This is a genomic window from Rhodococcus erythropolis NBRC 15567, assembly GCF_001552595.1.
Taxonomy (GTDB): Bacteria; Actinomycetota; Actinomycetes; order Mycobacteriales; family Mycobacteriaceae; genus Rhodococcus_F; species Rhodococcus_F erythropolis.
Window position 1 is genome coordinate 820,403 of the sequence record NZ_BCRM01000001.1, and the last position, 15,349, is coordinate 835,751.

A 15,349-nucleotide genomic window follows, 5' to 3' on the forward strand; every position below is an offset into this window, starting at 1 on the left:
CGAAAAGTGTCTTGCACAACAATATTCAGTAGGAGAAGTACATCATGACCGAAAGCTCTGACCAGACGAACCCGGGCCGCACCGTTGTGACGCAGATGTCGGCGGTGTACCCGGAGTTGGCAGGCAAGGTCGCAGTGGTGACCGGCGCGGCTCAGGGTATGGGTGCGACGTTCGCCGAAGGGCTGGCAACACGCGGCGTACATGTCGTCGGTGCCGACATCAACGAAGAGCAGATGCTCGCCACGGCCGCACGAATCAATACGGACCTGGAATCGAATGCGCTGGCGGACAAGCCGGGTCGCGTCGTTGGAGCTCGGGTCGACGTCACCAAGCCGGACGAGCACGAACTGCTTGCGCAGTTGGCGTTGAAGGAGTTCGGCCGGGTCGATTTCTGGATCAACAATGCGGGTATCTTCCCGTTCGCGCTGGCCGAGGAGATCACCCCGGAGCAGATCGGCGCAACGCTGAGTGTCAATGTCGAAGGAGTGCTCTACGGTGCTCAGGCAGCGGCACGCCACCTCGGTCCCGGCGGCGCCATCGTCAACATGTCCTCGGTATCTGCGCTGCGTGTGCGGAAGGGGAGAGGCGCTTACTGCACGTCGAAAGCTGCCGTCGCGCACCTCACTGAGTCTCTCGCAGTGGAGTTCGGAGACAAGGGTATTCGGGTCAACTCCATAGCGCCCGGCTACATCGACACGGCGATGACGAAGTGGGTCCAAGAAGATCCGATCGCGCTCGCGAACGCACTCGACGCGGTACCGCTGCACCGTCTGGGCTCGCCCGAAGAGGTCTTCGGGCCGCTGCTGTTCCTGCTCTCGGACAGCGCGCGCTACGTCACCGGGCACAGCATTGCGGTGGACGGTGGTTCGCGGCATGTCTGAGTCCACGAAATATCCCGGCGTCGTTCTCGTTACCGGCGGTGCTGCCGGGATGGGAGCGCATCACGCGCGCACTCTCGCCGCGCGCGGTTCGCATGTCTGCATTGCCGATGTTTCGGATTCATCCGGCGTGGTCGACGACATTGTCTCCGCCGGCGGATCGGCGTCCGCTCATCTTCTGGACGTCACCGATGCCGATGCCTGGGACCGGGTTGTCGACGAAATTCGCACCACCCGTGGGGAACTCGGCGGACTGGTCAACAACGCCGGCATCTCGCGTCGGCTCGAATTCATGGACACCCCGAACGACATCTGGGAACTGACCATGAAGATCAACCTCTTCGGTCCGTTCTACGGTATGAAGGCGGTGGCGCCGCTGATGCGCGAGAGTGGTGGCGGATCGATCGTCAACATCTCGTCCATCGCCGGTCAGATCGGGTACTTCTCTCCGGCTTACTCGTCGAGCAAGTGGGGTTTGACCGGTCTGTCGAAGTCGGCCGCGGGCAACTTCGCGCAGTGGGGGATTCGCGTCAACTCTGTGCACCCGGGACTGGTCGGTACGGCGCTGCTCGGCGGCGCAAACGACTTCGTCGCCGCGTCACTGAAGTCGGTTCCCTTCGGACGCATGGGAACTCTCGACGAGATCACCGAAGCGGTGCTGTTCCTGCTCTCGAACAGTTCGACCTACACCACCGGTACGGAGCTCACCGTCGACGGCGGGTTGGTGTCGAACGGTCTTTACCACCGCATCATCGCGGAGACTGGAGAACTTTCATGACCGAGCACTGGGACGTCGTTGTCATCGGTGGCGGCGGAGCCGGTCTCGCCGCTGCGGTGTCGGCAGCTGAAGAAGGCGCATCCGTTCTGCTGTTCGAGTCCGAAACCGAACTCGGTGGATCCACTGCGCTTTCGGCCGGAATCTTCACGGCCGCCGGAACAAGCGTGCAGGCAGGCCTCGGAGTCGACGACTCGGCAGAGAAGTTCTTCCAACACTACATGGACCTCAACCAGTGGATGCTCTCACCCGGATTGATTCGTGCGTTCTGCGAAAATGCCGGTCCGACACTGGAATGGCTCATCGGACTCGGCGTCGAGATTCCAGCGGCGATCTCGGGTAACGCCCACCAACCGGGACTCGCCCAGGCCGGCGTCGAGGACGTCTGGCGCGGCCATGTGCCGAAGGATCAGGGATACGGACTGATTCAGGTGCTGGACAAGGCTCGTCGTAAGCACGGGATCGAGGTCATCTTCGGAACACGGGTGCAGAAGCTGATCGAGGAAGACGGTCGGGTTGTCGGTGTTGTCGCCGACGACATCGAGGTACATGCGGGCGCCGTCGTTGTTGCTTCCGGTGGATTCGCGCAAGATCCGGGCTTGGTGGCGCGCCACTTCCCGGACGCGAACAAGGCCGGAGACGCCTTGTTCGTCGTCGCAGCCGAGGGGAGTCGCGGAGACCATCTTCGTTTTGCCGAAGACCTCGGTGCTTCCGTGGCGGGCGACGGCTGGGGCCTGATGCTGCCCACGGTCTACTTCCAGCGATTCCATCACTGGCAGGCCGGTTTTCCGCCGAAGTCGCGGATCTACGTCAACCAGGACGGCCGTCGATTCATGGACGAGGACAGCTCGTACGCCGTCTCGACCGGCATCATCGACCATCAGGGTGGATACGGTTGGATGATCTTCGACGAAAACGCTCGCGTGAATCTGGCTCCGGGATATGCGGATTGGAATCCCGAACGCGTCGAGGAAGAAGTTGCCGCCGGTGGCACGATTCGCGCGGATACGATCGAAGACCTCGCAGTGGCGACGGGTGTTCCGGTTGCGACGTTGGCGCAAACCCTGCGTCGATGGAACGACCAACTGCCCAGCGGTCACGACGACGACTTCCTCCGTCATCGCACGTTGCGGAACAAGGGTGCCGTCGGCAATCCGGATCCTATTGCGACAGCTCCGTTCTATGCCGCGAAAATCCTTCCGGCAGAGCTCGTATGCACGCATGCGGGAATGGAAATCAACACCGATGCGGCCGTGCTCGGCAGCACCGGAGTACCTATCGAGGGTCTGTACGCGGCCGGTGAGGCCGGCGCCGGAATCCTCGGACTGAGATACGTGGGCGGCGGCAATGCAGTTGCCAACGCTTTGACCATGGGCCGCGTAGCGGGACGTAATGCGGCGAATTACACCAGGACCAGCGCTGAGAGCGCACCGGTCCATTCCATCGCGCACTCCTGACGTCCGACGTCTGCGCGGCACCGAATCCAGTCAGTATCCAATCCAGGCAGGGAACAACATGTCAGAGAATGAGACCATGGCGAGAGCCGAATCCACCGAGGGCAGCAACGTGGCAACCGAACGACAGTCGACGACGAAGGTAATTCGCGCGGCCATCGTCGGTACCGTCGTCGAGTACTACGACTTCGGTATCTACGGATACATGGCCACGACAATCGCAGCGCTGTTCTTCGTTTCCCACGACCCGAACGCAGCACTGCTCGGTACCTTTGCAGCATTTGCCGTGGCCTTCTTTCTACGCGTGCCCGGCGGAATCTTCTTCGGCCACATCGGCGACAAGTACGGCCGCAAGAATGCTCTCTCCTGGACCATCCTTCTGATGGTTCTGGCGACAGCCGGAATGGGCCTGCTGCCGACCTACGCCACGTTGGGTGTGTGGGCCACGTCCATCCTCGTTCTGGCTCGTTGCCTGCAGGGCTTCGCGGCCGGCGGTGAACTCGGCGGCGCCAACGCGTTTGTCTCCGAGTCCGCTCCCAAGCGGTGGCGTGCGACGCAGACCTCGATGGTCAATACCGGCACCTACCTGGGTTCGCTGGCTGCTTCGCTCATGGCCCTCGGCCTGACGTCGGTATTCTCGCAAGAGCAGATCCTCGAATGGGCTTGGCGTATCCCGTTCCTGCTCAGCCTGCTGATCGGTGGCATCGGTATCTGGATCCGTAGCCAGATGGAAGACACTCCTCAGTTCGAGGAACTGCAGGACAAGGGTGAGACCAAGAAGCTTCCCATCCGTGAGCTGCTCAGTACCTCCGGCGGCAGCGTCGTCAAGATCATCCTGCTGGGCGCACTCATCACCGGCGGTTACTACATCGCCTCGGTGTATGCCGCGACGTACCTGCAGACCACCGGCGGTCACTCGTCGCGCGTCGCCTTCCTTTCCACTTCTCTTGCACTGGTTCTCGGCGTCATCACGTTGCCGATCTCGGGATACATGGCAGACAAGTACGGGCGTCGGCCGGTGCTGTTCGCCGGTAGTGCCGCCGCAGTGGTTCTCGGAATCCCGATGTTCATGATGATGGCCGGTTCTGGTATCTGGCAGGCGGTTGTCGGTCAGTCGGTGCTCTTCATCTGCGTTTCCGTTGTCAACGGTGCTTCGTACGTGACCTATGTCGAAATGCTGAAAGCATCTGTGCGGTACAGCGGTCTGGCCTTGGGTAACAACGTCACCAACATGTTCCTCGGTGGCACCGCGCCCTTCATCGCCACCTATCTCATCAGCTTGACCGGTAACTCTCTCGCCCCGGCCGGATACTTCGTGTTCTGTGCCGTGATCACCCTCGTCACGGTCTTCTTCATCAAGGAGACCAAGGGCGTTGAACTGCAGGTTGATTGATCACCTCGGGAGAACAGGAGACGGGCTGTGTCCCTCGCTGACAAGCAAGAAATCACCGAAGTTCTGTATCGCTACGCTCGGGCCGTCGATCGGAAAGATTTCGACAGCGTAGCCTTCTGCTACTTCGACGACGCGATAGACAACCACGGTGGTTACATCGGAACCGTCGACGGGCTCATCGAAGACATGAAGTTCAGGCACAAGACGATCGACTCGTCGATTCACTGCATTTCCAACATACTGATCGACGTCAACGGCGATGTCGCTCAGTGTGAGTCGTACTGTTTGTGTTTTCTGCGGCAGGAGCGTTCCGGTACGGATTCGGTGCAGACGCTTGCCACGATCAAGTGCCGTTACGTCGACAGGTTCGAAAGGCGCCGTGGTGAGTGGCGAATCGCCGATCGGATCGTCGTGTTCGACGAATCCCGTGAAGACATGATCGAGAACATCCTGCCCACGGACTGGGTGACGCAACGTCGATCCTTCGACGATCCGGTGTACACCAGGACGCCTTGACCAGTAGTGCAGACGAAGGCCTTCACACACGATGTGTGTGAAGGCCTTTCGCCTGTTCACTGGTCGTGTCAGCCCACTGCGTCCGGTGCGGCGACCTCGGTCAAACGGCCGTCCGAGAGCCTGAGCCAGCGTTCGACCTTGACCTCGGCCAGGAATCTCTCGTCGTGGCTGACCACCACGAACGCCCCCTGATATGCATTCAGGGCACTTTCGAGTTGAGCAACGCTCACCAAGTCGAGGTTGTTGGTCGGCTCGTCGAGAAGAAGCAATTGCGGGGCCGGATCGGCGAAGAGAACGCATGCCAACGTAGCCCGCAGCCGTTCACCGCCGGAGAGTGCAGCGACGGGTAGGTGAGCACCCGCACCCCGAAAGAGAAAGCGCGCCAGGATGTTCATGCGTTCCGGTGCCGGAAGGCCTGGAGCAGACAATGCAAAGTTCTCGGCGACGGTGCGTGCGGGGTCGAGTAGGTCGAGCCTCTGCGACAGATATGCCACCCGGCCGTCGGCTCGCTTGACCTCACCGGAAGTCGGCGCAACATCCCCGTTGACGATGCGAAGTAGCGTCGACTTTCCGACGCCGTTCGGCCCGGTCAACGCGATACGCTCCGGTCCTCGAATGGCCAGGTCAATGCCGGGGTCGGCGAAGATCTCACGATCGCCGAACGCGAATTGCATTCGCTCACCAAGGAACACCATGCGTCCGGCGGGTACGTCAGTGCCTGGCAGTTCGAGCGAAATCGTCTGGTCGTCTCGAAGAGCGCGGCCCGCTCTGTCGAGTCGGTCCTTTGCCGCGTCGACCCGGGCGAGGTGTGTCTCGTTCGCCTTGCCGGCCGACTCCTGAGCATTGCGCTTCATGGTCCCCGCAAAGATCTTGGGCAAGCCCGCGTTCCCGAGATTGCGGGCAGCGTTACTTGCGCGTCGTGAAGCGCGTTCTCGGGCCTGCTGCAGTTCGCGTTTCTCGCGTTTGACGTCCTGCTCGGCGTTGCGGATGTTCTTCTCCGCCACCTCGCGAGCCGAGCGTGCCGCAGCTTCGTAGTCGGTGAAATTGCCACCGTAGAAGCCGATCTCGCCGCTGTGAAGTTCGGCGATGCGGTCCATACGGTCGAGTAGTCCCCGATCGTGGCTGACTACCAACAGACAGCCACTCCAGTCGTCGAGAACGTCGTAAAGTCTGCGGCGCGCGTCAAGGTCGAGATTGTTGGTGGGTTCGTCGAGGAGAAGGACATCGGGGCGTCGCAGGAGTTGAGCTACCAGTCCGAGCGAGACGACCTGCCCGCCGCTCAGAGTGTCGAGACGACGATCGAACGTCATGTCGGCCAACCCGAGTCGACCGAGTTGGGCTCGGGTCCGCTCTTCGACGTCCCAGTCGGACCCGATTGTGGTGAAGTGTTCTTCTCGTGTGTCTCCGGATTCGACAGCGTCCAGCGCAGCGAGCGTCGGGGCGATGCCCAAGACCTCGGCAACGGTCAGATCGCCCGTCAGTGGAAGGTCTTGCGGAAGGTATCCGAGAACGCCGTCGACGGACACACTGCCGGCGCGTGGGCGGAGTTGACCGGCGATCAATCTGAGCAGAGTGCTTTTCCCGACGCCGTTCTGGGCAACCAGCCCGGTTCGGCCACCGGGCACGGTGAAGGACAATTCGTCGAAGACCGGAGTGTCGTCCGGCCAGGCAAAAGACAGATTCGAGCAAACGATGTAGGTATCGGACATGAATAGACCTCAGGTGTCGTGCGGGCGCGGCAACGCTGCTCCGCAAAAAGTCGGGTAAGTGAACGACAACATGGCCACTACGGCAGCGCTCCGAGGCGTCTGCCGGTGGCCGTCATGCCCGGTTTTATCCGGAGATGTCGAGTTCACCAACCATGTCTGATCCTTTTTGGTCTGTGTCGTTTCATCCGACGATAACAGGAGCCGGTATTTACATACGAGCAATACCGGCGCAGAGAAGTTCGACCAGTCTTCGGTACACCCGATCCGGGTCGGTGCCGGCCGGTTGACCCTCTACCGATTCGAGGATGCAGAAACCGTGCAGCGCGCTACGAAGAGACCACGCCGCCTGCTCCGAATCATCCGGGCTCAGACCGTATCCCGCGATCACCTTGTTGATGACGTCTACCACCTCGCCGACGGCGGAGACCAGATCGGGATGCGGAGCAGTGGGGTAGCGGTCGGTGATGGCGTAGAGCCCGGGGTGCACCCGGACGAAGGCACGCCATGCGTCTGCGAGCGCCATGACGGCGTCGTCGCGCGAGAGACCAACCGCCGCGGCACGCAGTTGTTCGGCGAGAAGGTTGCGTGCGAGGAGGCTGAGTTGATGGTGGACGTCGTCGACCCCGTCGACGTGTTTGTACAGGGCTGACTGCCGGACGTCGAGGGTCTCGGCGAGTTGACTCAGTACCAGAGCGTCGGCGCCTTTGCTGTCGACCAGGTCGGCTGCGGCAGCGATCACGCGTTCACGGGTAACCGGAGTTCTCATGCACGCATCTTCCCTGTATGACAGGCTTTGCGTCGGTGATACATTATCACCATGAGTGATGAAGTATCGCCACGCGTGCCGTCCGGCGATCAACTACGCCGTCGTGACCTGCGCGTAGTCGTCACCGGTGCATGCATCCTCGGGTTGACCTCGGTGCTCTATGAACTCTCAGGAGTGTCTCCGTCGACGGGTGCCTTCTTTCGGTGTCTCTATGCGCTCATCCCTCTCGGCATACTCGTGCTCGTTCAGCGTCGTCGGTCATCCCGGCCTTCGATCTCGGCGCCCTGGATCGTGAAGTCATTGCTTGCCGGCGCGTTCCTCGGAATCGATCTGGTGCTCTGGCACGAGTCGATTCATTCGATCGGGGCAGGTCTTTCGACTGTGATCCTGAATTTGCAAGTGCTGTTCGTCGCAATCCTCGGCTACGTTGTTCTGCGCCAACGGATCGGCCGGGAACTGGTCGCCAGCCTTCCGTTGCTCTTCGTCGGAGTTGCTCTGGTAGCCGGGACGAGCACAACGCTCACCGGGGCGAATCCTGCTGTCGGAGTGTCGTTTGCCGTGATCGCCGCAGGCGCCTACGCGGTCTACATCTTCCTGATGGGTCTGGCTACTCGGGCGGCGGGTAGAACGGCTCTGCCGATGTTCGTCTCGACGGGAGCCACTGCCCTCACTGCAGGTGCATACGGCCTCGTGAGTGGAACTTTGGATCTGACGCCTTCGCTCGTAGCTCAAGGCTGGCTTGTCCTGCTCGCGTTGGTATCTCAGGTGATCGGGTGGCTCCTGGTGGCCAGCGCCAGTCAGCGTCTGCCTGCCAGTGCAGTCGCCGCCAGCCTGGTGTTGCAATCGGCGTCGGCACTGCTGTTCGGCGCGGTGATGCTTGCGCAGACCCCAACTCTCGTCCAACTTGCAGGTGCCGGAATGATTTTGGCCGGAGTGGTTGTGGCGACGCGGATACCTGCGAAGAAGTCCTCGACGACTGTAGTCGGAAAACGAATGGAGACAAGCGTATGACACCGGTGGCTGACCACATCTACATCAACGGCGAGATCAGGACCATGGACGGTGCTGTCAGCGATAACGCGACCGCTGTGGCAGTCAAGGACGGCAGATTTGTCGCCCTCGGAACTGATGCCGAGATCTCGGCGCTGACCGATTCCGAAACCTCCGTTGTCGATCTCGCCGGAGCGGTGGTTGTTCCGGGGTTCATCGAGACGCACCTTCATCCGATGATGTGGGGTTTGATGCTCAGTGGGGTCGACGCAACGACGAGTGCGTGCCCGACCATCGAGCAGTTGATCACGGCGTTGGCCGCGCGGGCTGCGATCACACCAGTTGGCGAGCCCATAGAAGCGTGGGGCTTCGACGACAGCCTCGTGGCGGAAGATCGAGGTCTGACCGCAGTTGATCTGGACAAGGCATCCACCGAGCATCCGATTCTGGTGCGGCACTTGTCTGCTCACGGGATCTATGTCAACTCGGTCGCACTGGAGAAGGCCGGGATCGATGCCACCACGGTCGATCCGGAGGGTGGTGTCATCGTTCGGGACAGTGACGGTGTACCCACCGGTGAACTGTGCGAGGTTCCGGCAATGTCTCTGGTGCACGGACTTGTTCCGGATATGAACCCGGATGCGTCCAAGATCGCGATGCTGCGGGCGCAGGAAGTCATGGCTTCGGTGGGCGTGACAAGTTTTCACGACATGTACGTCACAGCCGAGATGTACGAGGCCTACCGGCAACTCGACGCTGATGGTGACTTGAGGCTGCGTGCGCGCCTCTACCTCGGCCACGGGGTTCACGATCAATTGGGCGAACTCGCCGATTCGACAGACCGAGTTCGTGTGGGCGGCGTCAAACTCATTTCGGACGGGTCGATTCAGTTGCACACCGCTGCTCTGACCGAGCCGTACCACGATCTGGGTGGATGCCACTGCGGCGGAATGGCAATCCCGGCAGGTGCACTCGGGGCGCTCGTCGAGGAACATCACGCTGCCGGGCGACAGGTTGCGATTCATACCAACGGTGATCAAGCCATCGATTTCGCACTGGACGCAATTGCCGCGGCGCGGGCAGCGCACCCGGGCGTCGAGGTCTCACATCGACTCGAGCACGTTCAGACATTGCGGGAGGATCAGATCGCGCGGATGGTCGACCTCGGGGTGGTGGCGTCGATCTTCGTGAACCACGTCTACTACTGGGGCGACCGGCACCGTGATCGGTTCCTCGGACCGGGTCGTGGCGAGCGGATCAGCCCCGTGGCGTCGGTCGTGGCGGCCGGGCTTGCCTACGCGCTGCATTGCGACTGCCCTGTCACTCCCGTGAACCCGCTCTTCACGATGAACACAGCCGTACACCGTGTGACGCGAGAAGGTCATGTTCTGGGTGCAGAGCAACGGGTTTCCGCGTCCGATGCGTTGGCCGGTTACACAAGCGCTGCCGCCCGTCTCACCGGTGAGTCATCGGACAAAGGTCGGATAGCGGTGGGACTTTTGGCGGATTTTGTTGTGCTCGACGGAGATCCGTTGCGGAGCGCTTCTCAGGAATTGAACGAACTGTCGGTCCTGCGCACGGTTGTCGGCGGTGAGACCGTCTTCGAGGCGTAGGGCCTCCGCCTTAGTTGTTGCTCGATTGTCGCTGCTTTCGAAGTAGTGGCAGTCGAACAATTTCCAAAACAAACCAAAAGTTTGTAGAACCTGTTTCAGTTCATTTTCGGACCCCAAGGACCATCTGGACGAAGGTTACTTCAGCAAACGGGTTGCAACAAAGCGCTAGGTTTTTCCAATAGTCCAGGTGAGAGGCGATTCTGTAGTCAAGTTCAGGTTTCAACAATCTTCTGGACATTCGACCAGCTTTTCGCCAAAAATTACTGATACGTGTGGTAAAAATCTAAACGACGCAAGCGGACGTCGACAGCACGAGAGAGGAATGGCCCGTTCGCGAGAACGGCTCGCAATCTTTCCGCAACACGCTCTCGCTCTGCACTTACCGCTACGACCCCTCACTGACCACGGATGAACGAAACCCTCTGCCCGTACCAGGGCGCACATGACTGGATCCGACCAGCTTTCTCACCCTGCAAGCTCCCCGCCACGGGGACCAGACGAAAAGAGTGTTCTCCATGAACAAGGCAACCAAGGGCGCAGTCGCGGCCGGTGCAGCAGCACTTCTCCTCGCCGGTGGCGCGGGAACCATGGCGGCGTGGAACGCAAACGCGCCTCTGAACGGCGGCACTATTTCTTCGGGCAAGCTGACGCTGACGACCGAAGGAACCCCGTCGTGGACGGTTTCGAATGCAGCTGTCAACGGTGGTACCGCGGCCCCCGTCACCATCAGCACATTCAAGGTTTCGCCTGGCGACGTCCTCACCTACTCCGGCTCCGTCAAGATCGGTGCTGTGGGCAACAATCTGAGCGCGACGCTCAAGGCGGATGCTTCGACGATCACGGGAACCGGCACGCTGAAGGCCGAGATGGCTCCGGTCACGACGGCGACGGTCGGAGCGACTCCGTTGCCGACGAACGGAACAGGCGTTGTCATCACTTCCGCGAACAACGACAACGTCGTCAGCGTGAATGTTGTCTTCGACTTCACGAAGGCTCCAGCAACCAACAGTTCGCAGGACAGCCAGGTCGATCTGACGAACTTCAACGTCACTCTCGATCAGGCCTAAGGCTTGCGTAAGCACTACCGTTGGTGGGCAACTGCCGCCGCGCTGGTCATCGGACTGATCTTTGTATCGGTGCAGCAGACCAGCGCGCGGTGGACGGCCGCTGAAACACTGTCCGGTGGCACGATCCAGTCCGGGATCCTCGACCTGACGGTGGGCAGTGCCGGTAGCGGCCAGAGCAGTTACGACTTCACTGCTCTGGGCGCCACCGGTATGTTCCCCAACGCATATGCACAGGCTCCGTTGACAGTTCACAACTCCGGAAATGTTCCTCTCAATTACCGGATCCAGAACGTCGCGCAGTCTTCCGCTGATGTTCCGCTCTCACTCGCGGTGACGCCAGTGACTTCAGAGGCCGGTTGCCCCGCCCAAGGCACAGCTGCCGGCACCGCGATCTACGACGGGCCCATGGTCGGTGCTCAGGTACCGACAGCTCCGGGATGGCGCACTGTCGCTGCCGGCGGTACCGATATCTTGTGCCTGCGTGGCACTGTCGGTCCTGACGTTGCTTCTGGTGTCTCCACGAGCGTGCACTTCTCATTCGAAGCGGAGTCGGTATGACGCACGCAGTGAAGGGTTCTGATCAGAGAACCGGCGCCTGGTGGTGGATCCGCAATATCGTCTCGTGGGCTCTGCTGCTGGGTGTTCTGGCGATTCTGTTGTCGACGGTCGTTGTTCCACGTTTGACGGGGTCGACGCCCTTCACTGTGTTGACCGGCTCGATGCAGCCCACCTATCCACCCGGCACCCTTATCGTGGTGAAACCGCAGGACGCTGCCCAATTGCAGGCTGGTGATGCGATCACCTACCAAATCGAGTCGGGGAAGCCCGATGTGGTTACGCACCGAATCACGATGGTGCGACTCAACTCCGCTGGTGATCTCACCTTCGTCACACAAGGCGATGCAAATCCGATAGCGGATCAGAATCCCGTTGTACCGGAGCAGATTCGCGGCAAGGTGTGGTACAGCGTGCCGTACATCGGGTACGTATACAACGCCATCACGGGGCAGATGCGCTCGGTGATGCTGACGGTTGTCGTCGGCGCACTGTCGATCTATGCCGTGTTCATGTTCGTCGGATCGGTCCGTGACCGTACCCGGCGACGTTCTGCGTCTGCAGACCCCCAACCTTCCGAACCGAGTGCGCCGGCGCCTCGAGTTGAGCAGCAAGAAAGGCACAGCCATGTCTAAGCACGAGGAGCAGCAGGCGCCCGCCTCGCTCGGTACACGTCTGGTCCGGGGCGCAACCAGCGGCCGCGCACGCGCGATCATGTCGGTGGGAATTGTCCTGGGCCTCGGTGCCGTTGGCACTCTTGCTGCGTGGACTGACAACGCTACAGCGACTTCCGGCGTATTCAGCACCGGTTCGATCGAGATGAAGCTCAACGGTGACCCGGGAGATCCGACTGCTTACGGCTTCACCGCGTTGACCAAGACGGGCATGATGCCCGGCGACAGTGTCACGGCAACTCTGCCTGTACAGAACACTGGCGCGGCACAGTTCAAATACACCATGGCAGCAACCGCAACAGGCGAGGCCGCGCTTGCCCCGTTTATGAAGGTGACTGTTCTCGATCAGAGTTGCACAACCCCGATTGCCGGCCCGGTCGGCTTGTCGACGACTGCCGCGACTCCGATCATCACAACAGGACGTCAGTTGGCTGCGAATACAGGTTCTGAGACTCTGTGCTTCAAGGTTGCGCTCGATACGGGAGTGCTTTCGGCACAACAGAACAAGTCGATCAATGTTTCATTCCAGTTCGCGGCGACGACGGCCTGAGGTGACCATGTCTGATCACACAACTCTCGGCAGTTCGAGATCGGCACGTGCCGGTCGCGAACTCGCGCTGACAATAGGGGCGGTGGCTGGACTCATCTGTGTTCTCGCCGCCGCGGCATCGATGCTGTTCGGCATCAAGCCGCTCGTCTTTCGTTCGGGTTCGATGTCTCCCGAAATCACCACTGGCTCCTTGGCATTGGCTCGAACCGTGCCCGCCACCGACCTCTCAGTGGGCGACGTCGTAAGCGTCGTCAACGGACAGGGCACGCGCATCACACACCGCGTGTACGAACTTGACCAGCAGGCTGGTAACTCCGTCACGGTGACTCTCAAGGGCGACGCAAATGCCAAGCCAGACGTGGAGCCCTACTTCATCACCGAAGCCGACCGCATTTTCTTCAGCGTCGGGGGCCTGGGCTACGCAATTGCTTGGCTCTCCAGCCCACTCGCGATCTTCCTCGGCGGAGCGTTGGTCGGCGGATTGGTGATCATTGCCTTCCGGCCCAACTCTCGCCGCAAGGATTCGGATGACGGTCCGAGTGGAGGAGTTGGCAGTGTGGACACGGAAGCCGCTGCAACGATGGAGTTTCCGATGGTTTCTTCGAGCAGCGGGACAGGCGGATATCGCTCGGCGTTCTCGCTCCGAAAGCTTGCGGTTCTCGGTGTCTCGGCCTTTGCACTGATCGGTGTTACGCAGGTGAGCGGTACCGCAGCGGCTTTCACAGACACTGCCGTCGCAACGAGTGGTGCCATTACCGTGAGCGGGAAGATCAATCCTGCAACGAGCAGCGTCAGTTGCACGACAAACGGCATAGGTGGCTCTCAATCGTCCACTGTTAAGTGGAGTCACATAGGCCCCCAATATCGCTACGAGGCGCGGTACTACAACGGAAACTCGTTGATGAAAACATGGGGATACGATCCCGGTGTCGGTGCCGCAGTAGGAACCCAGGTCTCATCCACTATCTACTACACAGATGCTGGTTACAGCGTTTTCAACTCATACACGTACACGCTTCGCATCTACACGATCAACCGAATCACGGGCGAATCGTCAACGGACTGGCGAGGGTGGAACCTACGCCAACCTGCGTCTCAGACAAGCATCTATTGCCAAGGTGAGGCAGGCTCGATCGCCGGCGCGGCTGTCGCTGAAACTGAGCAGCTTGCTCGCGGAGTTGCTCCGACAACCGCGACGGCTGCCGAGACCACCACGTCCAGTACACCGACAACGACAGGCACGTCGACGACGGCTCCCACTACGGCTGACGTGACAACCACGACCGGTCCCACCACAACAACGGAGACCTCGACCAGCACTACGACTCAGTCGACAACTCCGACAACGACAACGGATGCAACGACGACAACGGATGCAACCACGACAACCAGCACGACCACGAAGGAAGCGCCGGTGGCATTGGGTGCGGCGCAGACATCGCTGACCGGCTACAGCGCAGCGTTGATGCAGGACGGTGCCAGCGTCGCAGTGGTGGTCACCGATAGTTCGGGTACGGCGGTGTCGAGCACACCGGTGAGCGCCACGGCGACCGTGATGTGGCAGTCTGACGCAGACGACCTGTGGATCGTGGACGGCGCCAACGTTTATCGAGTCAATGCCGCAACGGGTGTCTCGGAGAAGAACCCCTCCGGCGAAGCTCCCGCAGAGATCGCTGCCTGGATCGACGGGCAGAAGTGATGAATAAAGAACAGAGGGAATTCGGGGACGGGAGAGTTCGGATGAATGATCGTATCGTTCCCGCAAGTCGATGGAACGCGAGACGTACCAGAATGATCGGGGTATCGCTGGTCGTACTCGGCGGAGCGGCATTCCTGACGGGCTGTGCTGATACCGGCTCGCTGGGTTCCTCAGGCGGCGGCAAGCCCACCACGACCACTTCCGTTCCGGCTACGACTACCCCTGTCGTGACTACTCCGGTCGAATCCGGTTCGTTGGCGCTGAAAACCGTCACTGCACCAACATGGACGGATCAGAACGGTCCGATCGACCTTTCGACAATGGTTGTCGTGCCGGGCGACGTTCTGACCTATCACGCCAGTTTCGCGTTGGAGATCAAGGGAACTGAAATGAAGGCAAAGCTGTCGACCAGTGATCTGGGTGTCTCCGGCGGAGCTGCTCTGGTTGCCCAGCTGAAGCCGGTCACGGAAGTCAAGCTCGATGGTGTACCAGTGCCGGTCGGTGCGGACGGAACTGTGGTCAGTACGTCGAAGGACGGCAAGATCGTCGATGTGGCAATACGTTTCACCTTCGACAAGGATTCCGCGACAGCGGTGTCAATGGATCAGTCGTTGAACTTGGCGCGATTCGACGTGAATCTGGTGCAGATACCTGCATGATAAGGCGCGGTCGACGCCAGAGTAATAGCTGTTCAGAAGTGAGGCCGGGTA

15 protein-coding genes are annotated in these 15,349 nt (G+C 60.7%); 13 read left to right on the forward strand and 2 right to left on the reverse strand.

Annotation, left to right across the window (positions count from 1 at the left end; genetic code table 11):
• Nucleotides 1-44 precede the first annotated feature (44 nt).
• From RE4_RS03970 to RE4_RS03990, 5 genes are all read left to right on the forward strand, one after another.
• Nucleotides 45-881 carry an SDR family NAD(P)-dependent oxidoreductase gene (locus RE4_RS03970; protein ID WP_007731420.1) on the forward strand — a complete coding sequence of 279 codons (837 nt, stop codon included), beginning with the start codon at nt 45-47 and terminating at the stop codon, nt 879-881.
• Nucleotides 874-1,656, forward strand: coding sequence for an SDR family NAD(P)-dependent oxidoreductase (locus RE4_RS03975; protein WP_019745204.1), 783 nt, complete (start codon nt 874-876; stop codon nt 1,654-1,656). The genes RE4_RS03970 and RE4_RS03975 overlap by 8 nt, the downstream gene beginning before the upstream one ends.
• Nucleotides 1,653-3,110 (forward strand): FAD-dependent oxidoreductase, encoded by a 1,458-nt coding sequence (locus tag RE4_RS03980; protein WP_060938030.1) that lies wholly within the window; start codon nt 1,653-1,655, stop codon nt 3,108-3,110. Before RE4_RS03975 ends, RE4_RS03980 begins: the two co-directional genes overlap by 4 nt.
• 76 nt (nt 3,111-3,186) lie before the next feature.
• Complete coding sequence (locus tag RE4_RS03985; protein WP_051296086.1) at nt 3,187-4,500, forward strand: MFS transporter; 1,314 nt, start codon at nt 3,187-3,189, stop codon at nt 4,498-4,500.
• 27 nt (nt 4,501-4,527) lie between these two features.
• Nucleotides 4,528-5,016: a nuclear transport factor 2 family protein gene (locus RE4_RS03990; RefSeq protein ID WP_021345464.1), complete on the forward strand. Its 489-nt coding sequence runs from the start codon at nt 4,528-4,530 to the stop codon at nt 5,014-5,016.
• Nucleotides 5,017-5,084: 68 nt separating this feature from the next.
• Here the strand turns inward: RE4_RS03990 and RE4_RS03995 are convergent, their stop codons facing one another.
• Entirely contained in the window at nt 5,085-6,725 is a 1,641-nt protein-coding gene (locus tag RE4_RS03995; RefSeq protein WP_060938031.1) for an ABC-F family ATP-binding cassette domain-containing protein, read from the reverse strand.
• 208 nt (nt 6,726-6,933) lie between these two features.
• Nucleotides 6,934-7,491, reverse strand: a complete 558-nt coding sequence (locus tag RE4_RS04000; protein ID WP_003940110.1) for a TetR/AcrR family transcriptional regulator — start codon at nt 7,489-7,491, stop codon at nt 6,934-6,936.
• 51 nt (nt 7,492-7,542) lie between these two features.
• On the opposite strand from RE4_RS04000, the gene RE4_RS04005 reads away from it, so the two are divergent.
• The 8 genes from RE4_RS04005 to RE4_RS04040 all read left to right on the forward strand — a co-directional run bounded on the left by RE4_RS04005 (nt 7,543) and on the right by RE4_RS04040 (nt 15,298).
• Nucleotides 7,543-8,502, forward strand: coding sequence for a DMT family transporter (locus RE4_RS04005; protein WP_060938032.1), 960 nt, complete (start codon nt 7,543-7,545; stop codon nt 8,500-8,502).
• Complete coding sequence (locus RE4_RS04010) at nt 8,499-10,094, forward strand: amidohydrolase (RefSeq protein WP_060938033.1); 1,596 nt, start codon at nt 8,499-8,501, stop codon at nt 10,092-10,094. The genes RE4_RS04005 and RE4_RS04010 overlap by 4 nt, the downstream gene beginning before the upstream one ends.
• A gap of 515 nt (nt 10,095-10,609) precedes the next feature.
• The gene (locus RE4_RS04015; protein WP_024488239.1) at nt 10,610-11,161 is read left to right on the forward strand and encodes an alternate-type signal peptide domain-containing protein; all 552 of its coding nucleotides are present in this window, start codon (nt 10,610-10,612) and stop codon (nt 11,159-11,161) included.
• 3 nt (nt 11,162-11,164) lie between these two features.
• Nucleotides 11,165-11,719, forward strand: a complete 555-nt coding sequence (locus RE4_RS04020) for a hypothetical protein (protein ID WP_029256184.1) — start codon at nt 11,165-11,167, stop codon at nt 11,717-11,719.
• Complete coding sequence (locus RE4_RS04025; protein ID WP_024488237.1) at nt 11,716-12,351, forward strand: signal peptidase I; 636 nt, start codon at nt 11,716-11,718, stop codon at nt 12,349-12,351. The genes RE4_RS04020 and RE4_RS04025 overlap by 4 nt, the downstream gene beginning before the upstream one ends.
• Nucleotides 12,344-12,940, forward strand: coding sequence for a SipW-dependent-type signal peptide-containing protein (locus tag RE4_RS04030; protein ID WP_060938034.1), 597 nt, complete (start codon nt 12,344-12,346; stop codon nt 12,938-12,940). Before RE4_RS04025 ends, RE4_RS04030 begins: the two co-directional genes overlap by 8 nt.
• A 7-nt stretch (nt 12,941-12,947) precedes the next feature.
• Entirely contained in the window at nt 12,948-14,639 is a 1,692-nt protein-coding gene (locus RE4_RS31445; protein WP_201799175.1) for a signal peptidase I, read from the forward strand.
• A 41-nt stretch (nt 14,640-14,680) separates the two neighbouring features.
• Entirely contained in the window at nt 14,681-15,298 is a 618-nt protein-coding gene (locus RE4_RS04040) for an alternate-type signal peptide domain-containing protein (protein WP_158630224.1), read from the forward strand.
• The last annotated feature ends 51 nt before the right edge of the window (nt 15,299-15,349 follow it).

Coding starts and splice junctions, on each gene's coding strand:
- RE4_RS03970 (WP_007731420.1), top strand. CDS start 45: ATGACCGAAAGCTCTGACCAGACGAACCCGGGCCGCACCGTTGTGACG.
- RE4_RS03975 (WP_019745204.1), top strand. CDS start 874: ATGTCTGAGTCCACGAAATATCCCGGCGTCGTTCTCGTTACCGGCGGT.
- RE4_RS03980 (WP_060938030.1), top strand. CDS start 1,653: ATGACCGAGCACTGGGACGTCGTTGTCATCGGTGGCGGCGGAGCCGGT.
- RE4_RS03985 (WP_051296086.1), top strand. CDS start 3,187: ATGGCGAGAGCCGAATCCACCGAGGGCAGCAACGTGGCAACCGAACGA.
- RE4_RS03995 (WP_060938031.1), bottom strand. CDS start 6,725: ATGTCCGATACCTACATCGTTTGCTCGAATCTGTCTTTTGCCTGGCCG.
- RE4_RS04000 (WP_003940110.1), bottom strand. CDS start 7,491: ATGAGAACTCCGGTTACCCGTGAACGCGTGATCGCTGCCGCAGCCGAC.
- RE4_RS04005 (WP_060938032.1), top strand. CDS start 7,543: ATGAGTGATGAAGTATCGCCACGCGTGCCGTCCGGCGATCAACTACGC.
- RE4_RS04010 (WP_060938033.1), top strand. CDS start 8,499: ATGACACCGGTGGCTGACCACATCTACATCAACGGCGAGATCAGGACC.
- RE4_RS04015 (WP_024488239.1), top strand. CDS start 10,610: ATGAACAAGGCAACCAAGGGCGCAGTCGCGGCCGGTGCAGCAGCACTT.
- RE4_RS04025 (WP_024488237.1), top strand. CDS start 11,716: ATGACGCACGCAGTGAAGGGTTCTGATCAGAGAACCGGCGCCTGGTGG.
- RE4_RS04030 (WP_060938034.1), top strand. CDS start 12,344: ATGTCTAAGCACGAGGAGCAGCAGGCGCCCGCCTCGCTCGGTACACGT.
- RE4_RS31445 (WP_201799175.1), top strand. CDS start 12,948: ATGTCTGATCACACAACTCTCGGCAGTTCGAGATCGGCACGTGCCGGT.
- RE4_RS04040 (WP_158630224.1), top strand. CDS start 14,681: ATGAATGATCGTATCGTTCCCGCAAGTCGATGGAACGCGAGACGTACC.